A 14,708-nucleotide genomic window follows, 5' to 3' on the forward strand; every position below is an offset into this window, starting at 1 on the left:
GCTGCCAGCCGTTAGCGCCGGAGCGCTGCTGGATGGTGGTAGTCATGAGAACGGAAAAGAAGGTCTCGCAAGGAGACGGTTACGGAAGGGCAGGACGCCCTGCCGAAGCAATTGTAAAGCAAGTTTGCGGTTTGTAACCGCTTCTTGATGAAGCAATCCTGAAGCCCGGGGCCGGGCGTTGCAGCGGATGCAGTTGTTAGCGTCCGCGGATGAGCAACGCAGTACCGATCGCGACGTCAAGGGCAGCAGGTGAAAGGGTCCTGTTTGTGCGCTTGCCATGCAATCCAATCTTTCCGATCGGACCGATTTATCTCGCCGATCACTTGCACAAGTGTTTTCCGGAATTGCCCCAGCGCATTCTTGATCTGGCGGCCCTGCCGGTTCTTGATGTTGAAGGTGTTCTGCTCAACGTGGTGGATCAGTTTCGGCCCACGTTGTTGGTCTTCTCTTGGAGAGACATTCAGATCTATGCACCTGTGGATGGCCGAGGCGGGAATCCACTCCAAAATTCCTTTGAAGTGTTTTATGCACGCAACCCTCTGAAGCGAGTCAAGGGGGCCTTGGGTGGATTGCGCTTGATGACCAGTCATTACGGCGAACTTCATCGCAATCAAAAATTGGTGCGTCGTGGTTTGAAACGGGCGCGTCGCCATCGTCCAGAAGCGCGTGTCGTTTTAGGTGGTGGTGCCGTCAGTGTTTTTTATGAACAGCTGGGCCGGTCCTTGCCGAAGGGAACCATCATTTCCATCGGGGAGGGTGAGCCACTCCTGGAAAAGCTGTTGGCTCAACAACCGCTTGATGGAGAGCGTTGTTTTGTTGTGGGAGAGGCGCCTCGCCGGGGTTTGATTCATGAGCAACCCGAGAGCAGGCCAAAGACAGCGTGTGATTACAACTACATCGCTTCGATTTGGCCGCAGCTGGATTGGTACTTAGAAGGTGGAGACTTTTACGTTGGTGTTCAGACCAAGCGAGGGTGCCCTCACAACTGTTGTTATTGCGTCTACACCGTTGTGGAAGGCAAGCAGGTAAGGGTCAATCCTGTGCAGGAAGTTGTTGCTGAAATGCGTCAGCTTTATGACCGTGGGGTGCGGGGCTTCTGGTTTACCGATGCGCAGTTCATTCCCGCTCGGAAATACATCGAGGATGCAAAGGAGCTGTTGCGTGCGATCAAAGCGGAAGGTCTAACGGGGATTCGTTGGGCGGCCTACATCCGTGCCGACAACTTGGATCCTGAGTTGGCCCAGTTGATGGTTGAGACCGGCATGAGTTACTTCGAAATCGGTATAACTTCAGGTTCCCAGGAGCTCGTTCGCAAGATGCGTATGGGGTACAACCTGCGCACTGTTTTGGAAAGTTGCCGGATGCTTGCCGACGCGGGCTTCCGTGATCACGTGTCGGTGAATTACTCCTTCAATGTGATTGATGAAAGGCCTGAAACGATTCGGCAAACCGTGGCGTATCACCGGGAACTCGAAACGATTTTTGGTGAAGATCGGGTTGAACCTGCCATCTTCTTCATCGGCTTACAGCCGCACACGCACCTCGAGCAATACGGCTTTGATCAAGGTTTGATTAAGCCTGGATACAACCCGATGAGCATGATGCCCTGGACGGCGCGCAAACTCCTTTGGAATCCTGAGCCGATGGGCAGCACGTTTGGTCGTGTTTGCCTTGAAGCGTTTGATCGCGATCCTTGTCGTTTCGGCAAAACGGTGATGGGACTTCTCGAACGCGACTACGGCACAGCTCCACTTGAAGAAGCCCTGCGTGCACCCGTTGAAGGCCGCAAGGCCTTGGCGACCGCGACCCGCTAGCTCAGCGCCACCAGCGGCGGCGCACCAGGATTAATCCCGCTAGCCCGACCCAGCCCAAGAGGCCTCCGATCGGGTTGGGATTGGCCCCGCCAGGACCCAAGAGCCAAACTGGCCCTGTCGCCGGCACGCTGATCAGGCCGGATTGCAGGGCAAACCAGCCCCCGACCAGTCCGCCGTGAAGTCCAACCGATCCCCAGAGCGCACCTTGATCGGCCCGCCGTTGCAGCGCTAGGGCCAGCCCCAAGAGCGCCAGCCCTACCAGCAGACCAATCGCTTCGATCGCGGGCAGCTGGTACCAGGGATGCACCAGAGCAAAGAAGGCAGCCTGCAAGCCAATGGCCTGTTGACGGCCTGCCAGCAGCTCCAATTCACCCCAGAGCCAACCACGAAAGAGCAGTTCCTCAGCGAATCCCAATCCCAGCAGCAGGGCGATGGCGTTAAGGAGTTGTCCGGCTGTAAGTTGCCCCTGCCATTGGCTTTGGCCACTGAGCAGTAGGACCACAACCACGCCAAAAAGCAGTGCAGCTGCCTTCAAGAATCCGCGAAGGAAGGCGCGTAGCCCCGCAGCGGCAGGGACGACAATCCCCAGCTTTTGCCAGGGATGCTCGACACCCCAGCTGCGTCGCAATCGCCAAGGGAGGGTGAGCAACAGCAGCAGCAACGCCACCACCACTCCAGCCAGGTTCACCTGGTCCGGGCGCCATTGGGGGAAAATCAGTGCCAGAGGTCGTGCGCTCAGCCAACCCAGCCCGTAGAGCACCGGTACATAGAAGAGCGTTCCCCACCAGTGCAACGTTGATCTGGGGGGGGGCTGTATCAATCTTCTGGTTCGATGGTGCTGGTGAGGCCCTTGTTCTTCAAGGTTTCGCAGTAGAACTCTGCAGGCTCAATGTCGCAAACGATCACCAGACCGACCCCCGTGTTGTGGGTTTCCAGCATCACGGCCATCGCGTCCTGTTCACTGAGCTGGGGAACCACCTGCTGAAGCGTGACGACGACGTACTCCATGCTGTTAACAGGGTCGTTATGAAGCAAAACCTTGTAGCGGGGCGATGTCTTACGCACCCGCTCGGTCTGCTTATCAAGAACCGCAGCCCCACCGGGGCTACGGCTGGGTGTATCCACCATTACCACTGATTCCCACTCCTTCCAATCTAGGAGTGATGAGGTCATAGGTTGCGGATGCGGGCCATCGCTTCGTCCACATTGCTGCGGCTGTTGAAGGCGGAAAGGCGGAAATAGCCCTCTCCCGCAGCCCCGAAGCCACTGCCGGGCGTTCCCACCACGTTGGCCTTCTGAAGAAGGTGATCGAAGAAGCTCCAGGAGTCCATTCCGGAAGGGGTTTTCAGCCACACATAGGGCGCGTGCTGTCCTCCATGCACTTCGATGCCTGCGGCACTGAGCTCGCCCCGGATGATGGCAGCGTTCTCCATGTAAAAGCTCACAAGCGCCTTCACTTGCTGTTTCCCTGCGTCGGAATACACCGCTTCCGCACCGCGTTGAATGATGTAGCTCACACCGTTGAACTTGGTGCTCTGCCGACGGTTCCAAAGCCCCCAAAGTTCCACCTCTGAACCATCGTCGGCTTGGCCTTTGAGCCCTTTGGGAACAACGGTTAGGGCGCAACGGGTGCCTGTAAAACCGGCGTTTTTGGAGAAGGAGCGGAATTCGATCGCACACTCGCGTGCGCCCTCGATCTCATAGATGGAATGGGGTAGCTCGGGATCCTGAATGAAGGCTTCATAAGCGGCATCAAACAGAATCAAGGCTTTGTTGGCACGGGCATAGTCCACCCACGCTTTGAGTTGAGCCTTCGTCGCGACAGCGCCCGTGGGGTTGTTGGGATAACAGAGGTAGATCAGGTCCACAGGTTCACTGGGAATCTGTGCTGCAAAGCCGTTATCGGCGGTGATCGGCAGGTAGGTGAGGCCGCCATAACGACCGTCATCGCCCGCTTCGCCTGTGCGGCCAGCCATCACATTGCTGTCGACGTAGACCGGATACACCGGATCGGTGACTGCAATGCGGTTACCACTCCCGAGGATGTCGAGGATATTGCTGCTGTCGCATTTGGAGCCATCCGACACAAAGATCTCCTCTGCGCTGATCTCACAGCCCCTGGCTTGGAAGTCATCGCGGGCAATCGCCTCACGAAGCCAGGCATAACCCTGTTCTGGTCCATAGCCGTGGAACCCTTCCGCCGTCCCCATCTCGTCGATGGCTGATTTCATGGCGTTGCGACAGGCCAGCGGTAGGGGCTCTGTGACGTCTCCGATGCCAAGACGAATCAGTTGGGCCCCGGGGGTGGCGCTACTAAAGGCCTTCACCCTGCGGCCAATCTCCGGGAACAGATAACCCGCTTTGAGTTTCAGGTAATTGCCGTTGACCTTGACCACGAATGACTGGGGTTGCTGCGGGCATCCTGCTACATACGATGAAAGAAGCAGGGCCTGGTGGTCGTGATTGTCGCCCCGTCCCACACGAAGCAGGATCCGGATCCCCACGCTGTCGTGGAGTTTGACCAGCTTGTGGATGCCTCAATCAATCGCCCCGCCCGCTACATGGGCCATGAGTTGGGGGTGGAGCCACGGGATTGGGAGGCGGCGCGGGTTCGCTGGGCTCTGACCTACCCCGAGATTTACGAGGTGGGCTCCAGCAACCTCGGCCACATCATTCTCTATTCGATCCTCAATGCTGTTCCCGGTCAGCTCTGTGATCGGGCCTATCTCCCGGAGGCTGATCTATCCGAGAGGCTGAAAGAGCGGAATCAAGCGCTGTTTGCGGTGGAGAGCAGGAGGCCGCTCCCAGCCTTCGACGTTCTTGGCTTCAGCCTCAGTTACGAGCTGGGTGCGACCAACATTCTCGCCATGTTGGATTTGGCGAAAGTGCCGTTGTATGCGGCAGAGCGAGGCGACTTGCCCCTCTCTCACCCTGAGTCCCCGCCTCTGATTTTTGCTGGCGGTCCCACCGCCACCAGCAACCCTGAGCCCTACGCAGCTTTTTTCGACTTCATTGCTTTAGGGGACGGGGAGGAACTTCTCCCTGAGATTGGATTGGTGGTGGCCGAAGCCAAAGCGGCGGGTTGGTCGCGAACGGACTTGCTCCGTGATCTGGCTCTTGTCCCAGGGGTTTATGTGCCCTCGCTCTATGGACCGGATCCGCAAGGGATCAGCGTGGCGCCGCTGGAGCCTGGTCTCCCGGCGCGCCCGTTGAGGCGCGTGGCCACTCCCATGCCTCATTACGCGATGGGACTCGTTCCCCATGTCGAAACCGTGCATGACCGATTAACGGTGGAAATTCGGCGTGGCTGCACCCGCGGCTGTCGTTTTTGCCAACCGGGAATGCTGACGAGGCCAGCAAGAGACGTGGAGCCTGAGGCCGTCATTGAGGCGATTGAAACGGGAATGCAGCGCACGGGTTACAGCGACTTTTCGTTGCTCTCGTTGAGCTGCAGCGATTATTTGGCGTTGCCCGCTGTGGGTGTCGAGCTTCGTAACCGTCTCGCCGATCGCAACGTCACGCTTCAGTTGCCGAGTCAGCGGGTGGACCGGTTTGATGACGATATCGCTCACATCCTTGGGGGCTCCCGGCAGTCAGGGCTCACGTTTGCACCGGAAGCCGGCACCCAGCGGCTGAGAGACATCGTGAACAAAGGCCTGACGGATACCGACCTTGTGGATGGAATCCGCACGGCCATGCAGAACGGCTTCCGGAAGGTGAAGCTCTATTTCATGATTGGGCTGCCTGGTGAGACCGATGCCGATGTGCTCGGCATCGCCGAGACCTGTCGGATGTTGCTCGATCGCTGCCGCGATTTGGGTCGCCTCAATCTCAACATCACCATCAGTAATTTCACCCCAAAACCGCATACGCCGTTTCAGTGGCACAGCGTTTCGACGGCAGAGTTTTTAAGGCGTCAGCAGTTGCTTCGGGAAGCCGGGAAGCGCCTCCGTGGTGTCCGCTTCAACTTCACGGATGTGAGGCTCTCGGCCATGGAGGACTTCGTCGGTCGTGGGGATCGGAGCCTGGCGCCTGTCATCGAAGCGGCATGGCGTGCGGGGGCAGGGATGGATGCCTGGTTCGAGGCCCTCGATCGCACCTATGAGGCTTGGACGGGCGCGATTGCCGCAGCCGGTCTGGAAGGTCGCTACCGGGCTCTTGAGCTCGGCGGCTGGGGACGGGCGAATGCGCTCAGCGAGGAGGGGTTGGATGCCTTTTGTGCTCAGCCGCTGCCTTGGGATCACATCGATACCGGGATTGAGAAGCGCTGGTTGGCTGAAGACCTCAAGCGAGCGCTTGACGCGGCTGTGGTTCCGGATTGTTCGTTTGATGGATGCAGCAGTTGTGGGGTCTGTGGCCCTGACCTAGGCCACAACGTGGTGATTCCTGCTCCTGAGATCCCGGTTCAGAAGCCAAGGCAAGCTCCACCGAGTGATCGGGTCTGCCGGATCAGGTTTCGTTTCAGCAAAACAGGCGCGATGGCCCTGCTCAGCCATCTGGATTTGGTGCGCTTGTTTGAGCGTGCGCTTCGACGGGCTGAATTGCCGGTGAGTTTCACCGGTGGCTTTCATCCACTTCCCCGGCTTCAGCTCGCCTTGGCGCTGCCACTAGGCGTGCAAGGGGAGGGGGAATGGATGGATTTGGAATTCATCGAACAGGTGGAGGCGCTTCAGGTTTTGAAGCGTTGGCAGCAGACCCTTCCGCCAGGTCTTGAGTTGATGGAGGCCTATGAAGTGCCCGTGTCTGGCCAGAGCCTCTCGCAGCAACTGGAAGCAGCCCGATGGAGTTTTGAGTTGAAACCTCAAGCGGGCGAGCCTTCGATTTCTTTGGCGCGCTGGAAGCAGGTCGTGGATGATTTGTTGTCGCGTGACACGCTTGTTTGGCACGACACCGATAAAAAAGGTCGTCCTCGTCAGCGCGATTGCAGACCTGCTTTAGAGAGGCTTGAGATTGTTGCCCCAGTCGATGAAGGCTTGGCTGATGAAGGTTTGGCTGATGGGGTGACGCTTGCCTTCTTCGCCCACATCGATAACCAAGGACGGAGCCTGAAGCCCGCTCAGTTGCAGCACTGGTTGTCTGAAGCCTTGGAGCAGCCTTTACATCTTCACAATGTTCGGCGCCTCGAGCTACGGCTTGTGCGGTGCTAAATTCATACCAAGACGACAAACCACGGGCCTGCGCCACGGTTTCGTCCCGACCTTCTTGCTCCCACATCTTGCGGAATAAGAGGCCAGAGCCTCCTGTTTCAAACAATGCTCAGGCATTGCAGTCGAGCTCCAAATCAAAGGAGTTATTCACTCCGAATGTTTAGGCCGAATCGGTCACCTGAATTCATTCCAATCCCGTGCGACATGCCGGCTGGCTGTTGATCGGGCTCCAATCCTGACGGGCGTCGTCAGTCATTGTTTATGCCCCAACAAATTGTTATTGCTGAGCAACTGCGCATTGCCGCAGTTCTCACAGATGAGTGCGTTGATGAATTAATCGTTGCCCAAGGGCGTTACCAGATCGGTGATGTCTATTTGGGCACCGTTGAAAATGTTCTTCCAGGGATTGATGCTGCTTTCGTCAATATCGGGGAAAGCGAAAAAAATGGCTTCATTCATGTCACCGACTTAGGCCCTTTGCGCCTTAAAAAAGGTGCCGCCGGCATTACAGAACTGCTCGAACCACGCCAAAAAGTGCTGGTTCAGGTGATGAAGGAGCCCACGGGCACCAAAGGTCCACGCTTAACAGGCAATCTGGCGCTGCCAGGTCGGTACCTGGTGCTTCAACCCAGTGGTCAGGGAGTCAATATCTCCAGGCGCATTGGTTCAGAAGGAGAGCGCAACCGGTTGCGTGCTCTTGGTGTGTTGGTGAAGCCCCCAGGTGCGGGGCTGCTGATTCGTACGGAAGCCGATGGAATCAGCGAAGAATTGCTGATTGACGACCTCGAATCGCTGTTACGTCAATGGGAGGCGATCCAAAAAGCTGCTGAGACGGCATCCCCTCCGGTGCTTCTCAACCGCGATGAGGATTTTATTCATCGCATTCTTCGCGATCACACCGGCTTGGACTTGGAGCGTGTGGTGGTGGAGTCTTCCGCTGCTGTGGAGCGGGTGCGTTCGTTCCTCGGAGAGGAGGGAAGTCATGTGGTGGTGGAGGCCCACCCCGAGCCCTCTGAGCTGCTCGAGCACTACAAAGTCAATGGCGCCATTCGTGATGCCCTGAAGCCAAGGGTGGATCTCCCCTCTGGTGGCTACGTGATCATCGAGCCCACCGAGGCGCTCACGGTGATTGATGTGAACTCTGGTTCGTTTACCCGCTCGGCGAATGCCAGGGAAACGGTGCTCTGGACCAACTGTGAGGCGGCGATTGAGATCGCGCGTCAGTTGCGTTTGCGCAACATCGGTGGGGTGATCATCGTCGACTTCATCGACATGGACTCCCGTCGTGATCAGTTGCAGTTGTTGGAGCATTTCACCAGCGCGATTCGTGATGATGCCGCTCGCCCTCAAATTGCCCAGCTCACAGAACTCGGTCTTGTGGAGCTGACGCGTAAGCGTCAGGGCCAAAATATTTATGAGCTGTTCGGGCGAGCCTGCCCCAGCTGTGGGGGGCTTGGCCATGTTGCCGTGCTTCCTGGAAAGGATCTGATGCAGCCTCTCGCCACCGCCACGGGGCTGGTGCGCTCTGCAGCGTCAGCTCGGGCTGAAGTCCCTCAGTCTGGAGAGGCCTCGAATGCTCGACGTCGTCGCGGTGGCCGAGGGAAGGTTGTGGCGGCTTCTGGTCCTGTCGATAGCAGCGATGCGCCTTTGGATGAGGTGGAGATTGCCAGCGCTGCATCGACGCCTGCTGCCATTGAGCCTGCAAGCGTGAGCCGACGTCAGGATCCTGAGCTGGTTGCGGTTCCTATGGATGAAGAGGAAGAGCAGGTCTACGGATGGCTCGGCCTCAATCCAGCCTTACTGCTGGAGTCTCAGCCCGAGCTGGACAACCTGATGGTGCGCATCGTTCGTCCCGGCGAAGACGCAGAGCAGGTACTTGAGCAGGCTCGACAGCAAATGTCGGCGAACGCAGGTCGCCGCCGCCGTCGTGGGCCGAGGGGAAATGGTCGTAGCGCAAGTCCTGGTTCTGGCCGTCCCCTTGCCTCAGCTGCTGGAGACGATTCAGCACCCACAACCGTCGTCACTCCCCTAGAGCCGGACGACCATTCACAGCCGTTGCTTGTGGAGATCACGCCTTTGATTGAGACCCCACGACTGGAGATCTCACCTGAGCCGGAAGCTGTCTCCGTTGTGGAATCTGTCTCCGTATCCATTTCTGAACCGGTCGCTAGCTCTGAGCCAGAGGTCAGTGCTGAGCCCGCAGACTCCTCTGATACAAGGCCTGGTCGCCGTCGTCGTCGTTCGTCTGCATCGACTTCCGATAACGACTAACGGGTGGTGTCAGCTCCGATGGTCGATGGCGATGGCCTGGGCATCGCTGGGGTGGATGAAGTGGGTCGAGGCTGCTTGTTTGGGCCCGTTTTTGCGGCGGCCGTTGTACTGAGTGATCAAGCCGCAGCGCATTTGCAAGCGGCTGGCCTCACCGATAGCAAGGCATTAACACCGCGTCGTCGCGCCGCACTCGTTCCTCTGATTGAGGAGCATGCCCAGGCTTGGGGATTGGGTCAAAGCTCTGCTCGGGCGATTGATCACTACGGCATTCGCACCGCGACGGAGCAGGCCATGTTGTGTGCTCTGCAGCGCCTGCCCAGCCGGCCCCAGCTGGTTCTTGTGGATGGAGTGCTCCCATTGCGTTTGTGGGCGGGCTCTCAACGCACCATCGTGCGTGGGGACAGCAGTCATGCCGCCATAGCTGCTGCGAGTGTGTTGGCAAAAGAGGCTCGCGACGCTTTGCTTCGGCGCCTGTCCCATCGATTCCCAGGGTATGGACTGGAGCGACATGCAGGATATGGAACGGCTCAACATCGAGCAGCGCTGCTGGCCGCTGGCCCAACCCCCCTGCATCGGCACTCGTTCTTGAGGAAGCTATTCGCTACCGGGTAGGGCGGACTCACTGGCGGGAGGGCTATCCAAATCCTTGGCCCAAGACCGAAAATCAGCCACCAACTGACGACCGACTCGGCCTTTGATCGTGAGCAGAATTCCATTCAAGATGGACTCCCCGGTGCTCTCCAACACGCGCTTGGGAATGAGGCGTAGCAGGGGTGGCTGGCTCACTTCCACGCTCAACATGGCCTCCCCTTGCAGTCCCCTTGGAGTGGCTTCGAGCAAGGCTTCAAGGCTCAGTTGAAAATCATCCACTAAGCCCAAACCCTCGAGGTCCGCATCAAGAGCTCGGATCCGTAGTTGTCCGCTCACTTCATCGACTTCGAGCGACACCACTGGTTTGACATGCAGTTGGAACACATTGAGTGTTGTCACGGTGTAGCGATAGTGCCCCGGTGCCAAGGCGGTGAGCTGGCTGGGGTCGAGCAACGCTTTGACAACGCGGTCGTGCTCATGCAAATAAGCCCGCAGACGTTCTGACTCATCTGCGATGGGTAGATCGAGATGCTGACTGGCTCGAAAGGCCAGGGGCATGACCGTGTCCTGACGCGGCATGATCCTATCGATCGATGTGTGTCTTGATCCGATGCCGATGCGTGTGGCTTTTCTCGGGCCGGAAGGGACCTATGGGGAGCGGGCTGCTCGCAGCCTCATGAAACTTGAGGCGATCGAGAATCCAGAACTGGTGGCGTGTTCGGGGCTTCGGTCCGTGGTTGAGCATGTTGCCGATGGTCGCTGCGAATCGGCCGTCGTGCCTGTGGAGAACTCCGTTGAGGGGGGGGTTACGGCAAGCCTTGATGCTCTCTGGTCTTATTCGAACTTGAGAATTCGTCGTGCTGTTGTCCTGCCGATTCGTCATGCGCTGCTGAGCAGCGGCTCTCTTGAGGGAATTTCGGAGGTCCTGTCCCATCCCCAGGCTCTAGCCCAATGCAGCGGCTGGTTGGCGCGTCACCTACCGCAGGCTGTGCAGCTCCCAGCCAGATCCACCGCTGAAGCGGCCAGGATGGTGCGAGGCAGTCACTTCCGAGCAGCCATCGCCGATCGCTCGTTAGCGGGGCAACAGGGACTCCAGGAGTTGGCCTATCCAGTGAATGATGTCGCTGGCAACCGCACCCGCTTCTTGTTGCTTCAGAACGGTGAGGTGAGTTGTGAGGGAGATATTGCCAGTCTTGCCTTTTCACTGCATCAAAACGCTCCTGGGGCGTTGATTGAGGCCTTGCAAGCGATTGCCCAGCTCGGACTGAACATGAGCCGGATTGAATCGCGTCCCTCGAAGCGTGAGCTTGGTGAATATGTGTTTTTTGTGGATGTGGAGCTGCCGGGGCAAAAGACGGCTGAGTACCTCGACAAGCTGACCACAAGCCTTCAGCCGCTGTGTGAACACCTTCTCCAATTCGGGGCTTATCCCAGTTCCGTGTTGGAGTGATCTCAGGAGCTTGATCTCAATAGCCTGCGTTCAACAGCTTGCGTTCAACAGCTTGCGTTCAACAGCTTTCTCTCAAGCGTGATCAGTTTTAAACACACCAAATTGCATCATTCCTCGGGCAAAAGCCCAACGCATTAATAGCAGCGTGGGTGTTTCGCGTAGGCCCTGCAGAACGGCCTTGGGGCCAAGGCGGAGAATCGCATTGGGCCTGCGAATCCCTTCAAGGATGGATTCATTCCAAGAGGGCAAGGTGGCGTCTGTCCAATCGTCGGTGCTGATCGTGCCGTGTTGATGGGGGCTGATTTCAAGGTTCTGACGAAAACCGCGGATGCTGGCGAATTCAGGATGCGCCCACTGCGTGAGCAATTGATGCATCACCCAGCGTTCGCGTCGGTCAAGGGCACCATCCACTGGATCGCGACGGTTCCAGTCGGCTACGGCCAGGCGCCCGCCAGGCTTCAGGACGCGTAGGAGTTCGTCGGCGAACCGCTGCTTGTCGGGCATGTGAGGACCGGCCTCGACACTCCAAACGGCGTCAAACGCTTGATCCTCAAGCTGCAGGTTGAGGGCATCCATGACGGCGAAGCGACAGGACAATGTGTCGGGGGTGAGCTGGGTGGCTCGGTTGATCTGAGCCGGGCTGATGCTGACCCCCAAGACATCTAAACCGTAGTCACGGGAAAGGATCCTGGCGCTTCCTCCGATACCGCAACCCACATCCAAGACGCGGGATCCCGGGGGCAATTGATCGAAGCCACTCCAGCGGACCAACTCATGAACGAAGTCGGCTTTGGCTTGCCTGAAATCTCGAGGCTTTGCAGGGGTTCCGTAGTGCCCAAGATGAACATGCTCACCCCACAGCGATTCCAGTAACTGGTCATCGGTCCAAGCGTCGTAGGCGGCGGCAACGCTCTCACTGGAGTGATAGGCGCGGTTGCGTCGATTCCAAAGCTGGTAGGCACAACCCAAGAGCAGCAAAGCGGCTGCTGTTGGTATGAGGACTGTCGTGGAAGGCATTAACCGTTGCTCGGATCGGTCTCTGACAGGGTGTCGCGTAAAACTGTGCGGGCAGCGAGCTGACGTCGGGTCTCATCCAGCATTTCGAACTCCTGCTCCAGCCGTGTGCGCGTGCTGGTGAGCTCTAAGAGATCCTGTTGTTGGTCGGCGACTGGACCCCCTAGGTGCGCTCCAATCCAAAAGGAGAGCTCGCGAGGAAGGTCTGGAAGGTCGTCAGGGAGTGAAGATTTGGAGTCGGTCAGTTTGCCCGTCAGCTCGACCACATCTTTCAACGCTTGCGTCACGGTCGCCGCTAAAGATTCCAATTCGCTGGTGTTGTCGACCGGCTCGTCTTCGATCCAGCTGACCATTGCTGAGCGAAAGGGGGTCTCCCTGGTGACGTTGAGGACCCGAAAACGCTGTTGTCCGAGGGTCACGATGTTGCTGCGGCCATCGTCTCCGGTTTGATGCTGAATCACCTCAGCACAACAGCCAACAGCGGCCATTGTTTGTTGATTTGGATCCCAACGCACGACTCCAAATCGACGATCTGTTTCCAGGACGCTCTGCAACATCATTCGGTAACGCGACTCGAAGATATGCAGCGGCAGAACATCGCTTGGGAAAAGAACCACATCCGGCAGAGGAAACAGAGGGAGTTCTCTGACGGACAGATCAACCACGCAGGTTTTAAGCGAAGAGCAAAATACTAGGCAGCTGATCGTGGGATGGGGCTCCGATTAGAGCTTGACCTCGATGTCGACTCCACTGGGGAGGTCGAGCTTCATGAGCGCGTCGATGGTCTTTGCAGAAGGGCTGTAAATATCGATGATGCGTCGATGGGTCCGCGTTTCAAAGTGCTCGCGTGAATCCTTATCCACGTGGGGCGAGCGCAGAACGCAATAAATTTTCCGCTTCGTTGGCAGTGGAATCGGGCCAATGGCCGTTGCTGCCGTGTTGTCGGCAGTCTCAATAATTTTGTCGCAGGAGAGATCCAGCATGCGGCGATCAAACGCCTTGAGACGAATGCGAATCTTTTGCTGAGCGATTGCGGTGGACATGGAAGCGCAAGAAAGTCCCTAAAAGAGACGGAGAGGATGGATTTTCGAGGTTCGGACAGCAAGAGCTCCAGAGGTTGGAGCTCTTGCACTCAAGAACTGTAAGGGACGGCCTCACCGCAGTCAGGCTGTCCCTTACAGGGATTGAGCATTAGATCATTCGATGATCTTGGAGACCACGCCAGCACCGATGGTGCGACCACCTTCGCGAATAGCGAAGCGCATGCCCATTTCCATGGCAACGGGGCAGATCAACTCACCAGTCATCTGGATGTTGTCTCCAGGCATCACCATTTCAACGTTGGTGCCATCTTCCGCGGTGAATGCGGTGATCTGGCCGGTCACGTCCGTGGTGCGGATGTAGAACTGCGGGCGGTAGCCAGCAAAGAAAGGTGTGTGACGACCACCTTCTTCTTTCTTGAGAACGTAGACCTGGCCCTCAAACTTGGTGTGAGGAGTGATCGAGCCGGGCTTCACGAGCACCATGCCACGTTCGATGTCTTCCTTCTGAACGCCGCGAAGCAGAAGACCCACGTTGTCGCCGGCCATGCCCTCGTCGAGCAGTTTGCGGAACATCTCCACACCGGTAACGGTGGTTTTACGGGGCTCTCTGATACCCACGATTTCAACTTCTTCGCCAACTTTGACGATGCCGCGTTCGATACGACCGGTTGCGACGGTGCCACGTCCAGTGATGGAGAACACGTCTTCGATCGCCATCAGGAATGGCTTGTCCACTTCGCGCTCGGGTTCGGGGATGCTTGCATCCACCGCTGCCATCAATTCTTCAATTTTGGCTTCCCATTCTGCTTCTCCCTCAATGGCTTTAAGGCCAGAGACTTGAACAACAGGGATGTCGTCGCCGGGGAAGTCGTAGCTGGACAGCAACTCGCGGATCTCGAGTTCAACCAACTCGATGATTTCTTCGTCATCGACCATGTCGCACTTATTCAGTGCAACAACCAAGGCGGGAACGCCAACTTGCTTGGCGAGAAGGATGTGCTCCTTGGTTTGGGCCATGGGGCCGTCGGTGGCTGCGCACACGAGGATGGCGCCATCCATCTGAGCAGCACCCGTGATCATGTTCTTCACATAGTCCGCGTGACCAGGGCAGTCAACGTGGGCGTAGTGGCGGGTATCGGTTTCGTACTCAACGTGAGCAGTATTGATGGTGATGCCACGCTCGCGCTCCTCAGGAGCACCATCAATGTCGGCATAGTTTTGAACCTCAGCCTGACCTTTTTTGGCGAGCACGCTTGTGATCGCTGCGGTGAGGGTGGTTTTGCCGTGGTCAACGTGGCCGATGGTGCCGATGTTGACGTGGGGCTTGTTCCTTTCGAACTTCTCGCGAGCCATTTTGGTAAAGAATCTAGGGGTGAAT

At 57.6% G+C, this 14,708-nt stretch carries 13 protein-coding genes; 5 read left to right on the plus strand and 8 right to left on the minus strand.

The genetic code is table 11. The features are described from left to right. The first annotated feature begins 209 nt into the window (after positions 1-209). Positions 210-1,814, plus strand: a complete 1,605-nt coding sequence (locus tag DXY38_RS04590; RefSeq protein ID WP_115070665.1) for a photosystem II high light acclimation radical SAM protein — start codon at positions 210-212, stop codon at positions 1,812-1,814. A gap of 1 nt (position 1,815) precedes the next feature. Here DXY38_RS04590 and DXY38_RS04595 read toward each other — a convergent pair whose 3' ends face one another. The 3 genes from DXY38_RS04595 to DXY38_RS04605 are packed head-to-tail and all read right to left on the minus strand — an operon-like array spanning position 1,816 to position 4,210. Then, positions 1,816-2,634 (minus strand): CPBP family intramembrane glutamic endopeptidase, encoded by an 819-nt coding sequence (locus tag DXY38_RS04595; protein ID WP_244279011.1) that lies wholly within the window; start codon positions 2,632-2,634, stop codon positions 1,816-1,818. Beyond that, positions 2,631-2,942 carry an ATP-dependent Clp protease adapter ClpS gene (clpS, locus tag DXY38_RS04600; protein WP_006854765.1) on the minus strand — a complete coding sequence of 104 codons (312 nt, stop codon included), beginning with the start codon at positions 2,940-2,942 and terminating at the stop codon, positions 2,631-2,633. Before clpS ends, DXY38_RS04595 begins: the two co-directional genes overlap by 4 nt. Before the next feature lie 41 nt (positions 2,943-2,983). Next, a complete protein-coding gene (locus DXY38_RS04605) occupies positions 2,984-4,210 on the minus strand; it encodes an LL-diaminopimelate aminotransferase (RefSeq protein ID WP_115070667.1) in 1,227 nt (408 codons plus the stop codon). Between the two features lie 165 nt (positions 4,211-4,375). Between DXY38_RS04605 and DXY38_RS04610 the strand changes: the two genes are divergently transcribed. The 3 genes from DXY38_RS04610 to DXY38_RS04620 all read left to right on the plus strand — a co-directional run bounded on the left by DXY38_RS04610 (position 4,376) and on the right by DXY38_RS04620 (position 9,844). Next, entirely contained in the window at positions 4,376-6,961 is a 2,586-nt protein-coding gene (locus DXY38_RS04610; protein ID WP_244279019.1) for a TIGR03960 family B12-binding radical SAM protein, read from the plus strand. Positions 6,962-7,222: 261 nt separating this feature from the next. Further along, positions 7,223-9,232, plus strand: coding sequence for an Rne/Rng family ribonuclease (locus DXY38_RS04615; RefSeq protein ID WP_115070668.1), 2,010 nt, complete (start codon positions 7,223-7,225; stop codon positions 9,230-9,232). Between the two features lie 18 nt (positions 9,233-9,250). Continuing rightward, positions 9,251-9,844, plus strand: coding sequence for a ribonuclease HII (locus tag DXY38_RS04620; protein WP_115070775.1), 594 nt, complete (start codon positions 9,251-9,253; stop codon positions 9,842-9,844). Here the strand turns inward: DXY38_RS04620 and DXY38_RS04625 are convergent. Further along, positions 9,827-10,402: a DUF1997 domain-containing protein gene (locus DXY38_RS04625; protein ID WP_006854770.1), complete on the minus strand. Its 576-nt coding sequence runs from the start codon at positions 10,400-10,402 to the stop codon at positions 9,827-9,829. The two genes, DXY38_RS04620 and DXY38_RS04625, sit on opposite strands and share 18 nt — an antisense overlap. A gap of 31 nt (positions 10,403-10,433) precedes the next feature. Between DXY38_RS04625 and pheA the strand changes: the two genes are divergently transcribed. After that, positions 10,434-11,273: a prephenate dehydratase gene (gene pheA / locus DXY38_RS04630; RefSeq protein ID WP_115070776.1), complete on the plus strand. Its 840-nt coding sequence runs from the start codon at positions 10,434-10,436 to the stop codon at positions 11,271-11,273. 72 nt (positions 11,274-11,345) lie between these two features. Here the strand turns inward: pheA and DXY38_RS04635 are convergent, their stop codons facing one another. From DXY38_RS04635 to tuf, 4 genes are all read right to left on the minus strand, one after another. After that, the gene (locus DXY38_RS04635) at positions 11,346-12,290 is read right to left on the minus strand and encodes a methyltransferase domain-containing protein (protein ID WP_115070669.1); all 945 of its coding nucleotides are present in this window, start codon (positions 12,288-12,290) and stop codon (positions 11,346-11,348) included. Continuing rightward, a complete protein-coding gene (locus DXY38_RS04640; RefSeq protein WP_115070670.1) occupies positions 12,290-12,952 on the minus strand; it encodes an LON peptidase substrate-binding domain-containing protein in 663 nt (220 codons plus the stop codon). Before DXY38_RS04640 ends, DXY38_RS04635 begins: the two co-directional genes overlap by 1 nt. Before the next feature lie 57 nt (positions 12,953-13,009). After that, positions 13,010-13,330, minus strand: coding sequence for a 30S ribosomal protein S10 (gene rpsJ / locus DXY38_RS04645; RefSeq protein WP_006042265.1), 321 nt, complete (start codon positions 13,328-13,330; stop codon positions 13,010-13,012). A 153-nt stretch (positions 13,331-13,483) separates the two neighbouring features. Next, a complete protein-coding gene (tuf, locus tag DXY38_RS04650) occupies positions 13,484-14,683 on the minus strand; it encodes an elongation factor Tu (protein WP_115070671.1) in 1,200 nt (399 codons plus the stop codon). Positions 14,684-14,708: the final 25 nt, after the last annotated feature.

This window comes from Synechococcus sp. UW179B, assembly GCF_900474245.1.
GTDB lineage: Bacteria > Cyanobacteriota > Cyanobacteriia > PCC-6307 > Cyanobiaceae > Synechococcus_C.

What these genes read in the sequence shown, in the direction of transcription:
- DXY38_RS04615 (WP_115070668.1), top strand. Translation starts at nt 7,223, where the DNA reads ATGCCCCAACAAATTGTTATTGCTGAGCAACTGCGCATTGCCGCAGTT.
- pheA (WP_115070776.1), top strand. Translation starts at nt 10,434, where the DNA reads ATGCCGATGCGTGTGGCTTTTCTCGGGCCGGAAGGGACCTATGGGGAG.
- clpS (WP_006854765.1), bottom strand. Translation starts at nt 2,942, where the DNA reads ATGGTGGATACACCCAGCCGTAGCCCCGGTGGGGCTGCGGTTCTTGAT.
- tuf (WP_115070671.1), bottom strand. Translation starts at nt 14,683, where the DNA reads ATGGCTCGCGAGAAGTTCGAAAGGAACAAGCCCCACGTCAACATCGGC.
- DXY38_RS04610 (WP_244279019.1), top strand. Translation starts at nt 4,376, where the DNA reads ATGGGCCATGAGTTGGGGGTGGAGCCACGGGATTGGGAGGCGGCGCGG.
- DXY38_RS04635 (WP_115070669.1), bottom strand. Translation starts at nt 12,290, where the DNA reads ATGCCTTCCACGACAGTCCTCATACCAACAGCAGCCGCTTTGCTGCTC.
- rpsJ (WP_006042265.1), bottom strand. Translation starts at nt 13,330, where the DNA reads ATGTCCACCGCAATCGCTCAGCAAAAGATTCGCATTCGTCTCAAGGCG.
- DXY38_RS04625 (WP_006854770.1), bottom strand. Translation starts at nt 10,402, where the DNA reads ATGCCGCGTCAGGACACGGTCATGCCCCTGGCCTTTCGAGCCAGTCAG.
- DXY38_RS04590 (WP_115070665.1), top strand. Translation starts at nt 210, where the DNA reads ATGAGCAACGCAGTACCGATCGCGACGTCAAGGGCAGCAGGTGAAAGG.
- DXY38_RS04620 (WP_115070775.1), top strand. Translation starts at nt 9,251, where the DNA reads ATGGTCGATGGCGATGGCCTGGGCATCGCTGGGGTGGATGAAGTGGGT.